General features: G+C 52.5%; 4 protein-coding genes. All 4 read right to left on the minus strand.

Annotated elements, in window-relative coordinates:
• Positions 1–60 precede the first annotated feature (60 nt).
• Genes B3W37_RS09745 through B3W37_RS09760 form a run of 4 tightly spaced genes read right to left on the minus strand, consistent with a single transcriptional unit; the run spans position 61 to position 3,035 of the window.
• Positions 61–900: a metal ABC transporter permease gene (locus tag B3W37_RS09745; RefSeq protein ID WP_483169435.1), complete on the minus strand. Its 840-nt coding sequence runs from the start codon at positions 898–900 to the stop codon at positions 61–63.
• A 31-nt stretch (positions 901–931) separates the two neighbouring features.
• Complete coding sequence (locus B3W37_RS09750) at positions 932–1,696, minus strand: metal ABC transporter ATP-binding protein (protein WP_483169437.1); 765 nt, start codon at positions 1,694–1,696, stop codon at positions 932–934.
• Complete coding sequence (locus B3W37_RS09755) at positions 1,696–2,601, minus strand: metal ABC transporter substrate-binding protein (protein ID WP_483169438.1); 906 nt, start codon at positions 2,599–2,601, stop codon at positions 1,696–1,698. Before B3W37_RS09755 ends, B3W37_RS09750 begins: the two co-directional genes overlap by 1 nt.
• Positions 2,598–3,035, minus strand: coding sequence for a Fur family transcriptional regulator (locus tag B3W37_RS09760; protein WP_483169439.1), 438 nt, complete (start codon positions 3,033–3,035; stop codon positions 2,598–2,600). Before B3W37_RS09760 ends, B3W37_RS09755 begins: the two co-directional genes overlap by 4 nt.
• Between the last annotated feature and the right edge of the window lie 154 nt (positions 3,036–3,189).

A 3,189-nucleotide genomic window follows, 5' to 3' on the forward strand; every position in this document is an offset into this window, starting at 1 on the left:
AGCCGCCATTTCAAAAAGTGTGCCCTTATTAATAAATGACTGCCCCAACCCGGCAATTCATCATCGCCCCGGCTGGCGGATCATCAGGGTGAAAATATAGCATAAAGCAGCCAGAAGCACTATAGTGGCCCCGGTGGCGGTATCCCAGTAATAAGAGAGGATAAGGCCGCTAACCCCGCATACGGCGGTGATTAAAAAGGCCCAGAGATGATAAGATCTCATTCCGGCTGCGATATTGCGTGCCGCCGCGGCCGGCAGCACTAAAAGGGCGTTGATAATCAAAATGCCTATCCACTGAATGGTAAAGGTGACCACCAGGGCCAGGGAGATGGCGAAGCAGGCTTCCACCAGCTTGACCTTGAAACCTCGGCTGCCTGCCAGAGAGGGGTTGATGCTGAGCAACAACAATTGATTGAAAATTATGTACCACAACACCAGGACAGCCAAGAGCACCAGGCCTAAAGCCGACACTTCCTGGGGAGTGATGCTGAGCAGGTCGCCCACCAGGTAGCGGCTGTAGCGGGCAAAACCGCCCCCTTTGGAAAGAATAACGATTCCCAGAGCCACTGCTGTGGCCGACACCGCTCCGATTATGGTGTCAGCGGAAGAGCCGGTTCGTTCTTTGATGAAAGTGACCACCATGGCTATGAAAACCGCGAAAATCAACATGGACCAGGTGGGGTTCTGCACCCCGGCTATAACCCCGATGGCGATGCCGGTGAGGGCTGAATGCCCCAGAGTATCCGAAAAAAAAGCCATCTGGTTGTTGACCACCATGGCCCCCAGCAAGGAGAACAAAGGCACCACTGCCAGGACTGCCAGGAGGGCGTTTTGCATAAAGGCATATTGGGCCCAGGAAAAAGGCAGTAAACTGATTAAGGCGCTGATATTTTCGTACATCCCACTGTCCTTTCGTTCTATACGCCGCAACTTACATAAAATGTTCCAGTCTGCCCAGAGTTGCTTCGAAAAGAGGATGCTTCATCACTTCCTGCGGAGTGCCGTCACAGAGAATGACCCGGTTTAATAAGACCACCCGGTCTGCATAGTCAGCCACCGCATTTAAATCATGGGAGACCAGGATTACCGACAGATCATATTGCTGCCGTAATTCTGAGACGATGCGGTAGAAACGCTGCATACCTTTGAAATCCACCCCGGAAATGGGCTCATCCAGGAGCAGCAGATCGGGAACCGGTTCCAGGGCCAGGGCCAAAAGGATGCGCTGCAGTTCGCCCCCTGATAATGCCCCCAGGCGCCGGTTTATGAGGTGCTCAGCTTCGACCCTGGATAAAGCCAGCCGGGCATTATGAAGGGTGCGGCGACTTCCGCCTAAAAAAACCGGCACCTGTCCCAAAGCTGCTGTAAAAAGATCGCCTACGGTTATGGGTGAATTGACATCAAAATTGAGCCGCTGGGGGACATAGCCGATCCTGGGCTTGGCGCTGCGGTTTCCCTCGCTGTCGAGAAATTGTAGTTTGCCCTCATGGGGGATTTCTCCCAGGATAGCTTTAAAAAGGGTCGACTTGCCGGCTCCATTGGGCCCTATCAGAGCGGTCAGCTGCCCGCAGTGGATCTGCAGATTAATGTCGTCAAGAATGCATTTACCGCGAATATTGACGCTGAAATGGCTGATCTGGGTCACGCATAGCCCGCATGCTGAGCCGCATGGCTGCAGTGGTTCGACTGTCTTCATCAGTATAAAGCCTCCCTCAAGACCTCCAGGTTTTGCTGCATGATGTCAAGATAGGCATTCTTATCATCAGGGCCGCTGACCGCAGGATCGAGGGCATAGACTGCAACCCCGCTTTCACGGGCGATGGCTTCGGCGACAGTGGTGGGATACTGTGGTTCGGTAAAAACAGCCGCAACTTTTTTATTCTTGATCTCTTCGATGATGTCAGCCAGTTCCCCGGCGCTGGGTTCGGATCCCGGTTCTCTTTCCACCACCGCCGCCACCTGCAGGTCGAACTCACTGGCAAAATAAGCGAAGGCTTCGTGGAAAGTGGCGATCTGGCGTTGGGGAGCCGGGTCGATAACCCGGTGCATTTCGGACTGCAGCTGGTTGATTTTTTCAATATAGGTTGAACTGTTTCTGGCATATGCTTCCTGATTGGAGGGATCCAGAGATGCCAGCTGCCGGCTGATATTATCCACCTCTTTTTTGGCCCCATTGAGGCTCACCCACAGATGGGGGTTGGGGTGTCCGTCATGCATGATGAATTCCAGGCCCTGGCTGGCTTCCACTATAGGTATTTGCGGATACTGCCGCATCACTTTATCCATAAAGGATTCCATCCCGGCCCCATTGATAACCAGAATATCAGCCCCCTGCAGTTTCTGCATATCGCCGGGGCTTAATTGATAGTCGTGCAGGCAGCCGGTCTCTTTGCGAGTTAGATTGCTGACCGTAACCCCTTCGACGTCTGCTGTGATATTGAGCAGCATGATATAGAGCGGGTAAAAAGAGGTGACGATATGAACCCCTGCTTTTTGCGGAGGCTGTCCGGAGGTCTTCTCCGAGGCCAAGGGGATGACCCCGCAGCCGGCCAGAGATAATAACAGGCCCAATATCAACAGGCCGATCACCAGCTTTTTCAATCTGAAACCCTCCCTCTGATCTGGCTGCATTTCTGGCAATAACCATACATCTCCATGCGATGATCCAGCACCACAAAATTTTCGCGCAAACCGATTTCAACCGCATAGGATTCCAGGGGGCATCCGGTAATAGCCACTATTTTCCGGCAGTCTATACACACCAGAGTGTGCTCGTGGGTGTCCCTTTTCAAGCTGTAGCGGGCTTTTTCACCTGGAAACCCCTGCTTGTTGATCAGCCCCTGTGAAAAGAGCAGTTCCAGGTTGCGGTAGACCGTGGAAAGACTGGTCTTTTGATGCTCCCTGACCTCAATGAAGATTTCGTCGACTGTGGCCGGCTTGTCTTGCTGCGACAGTGCGGTCAGAATGGCCTTTCTTTGCGGAGTCGCCTTTTTGCCCAGTTTTCTAATGGCTTGATCCCAATTGCGTGCGTCCAAATTATTTGCCCCCATTTAGTAATAGGAATGATTTGCATTTATTATATCCTATTTGGGGACAGGTCTATACCTTAAAAAATTCTAAAGGCGGGGCTAGCCGTAAATAAAGCGCAGGCCATTGAGGATTTGTTCCAGGAGCAGCATGGCGCCGGAA

The organism is Syntrophomonas sp. UBA5494 (assembly GCF_002426325.1).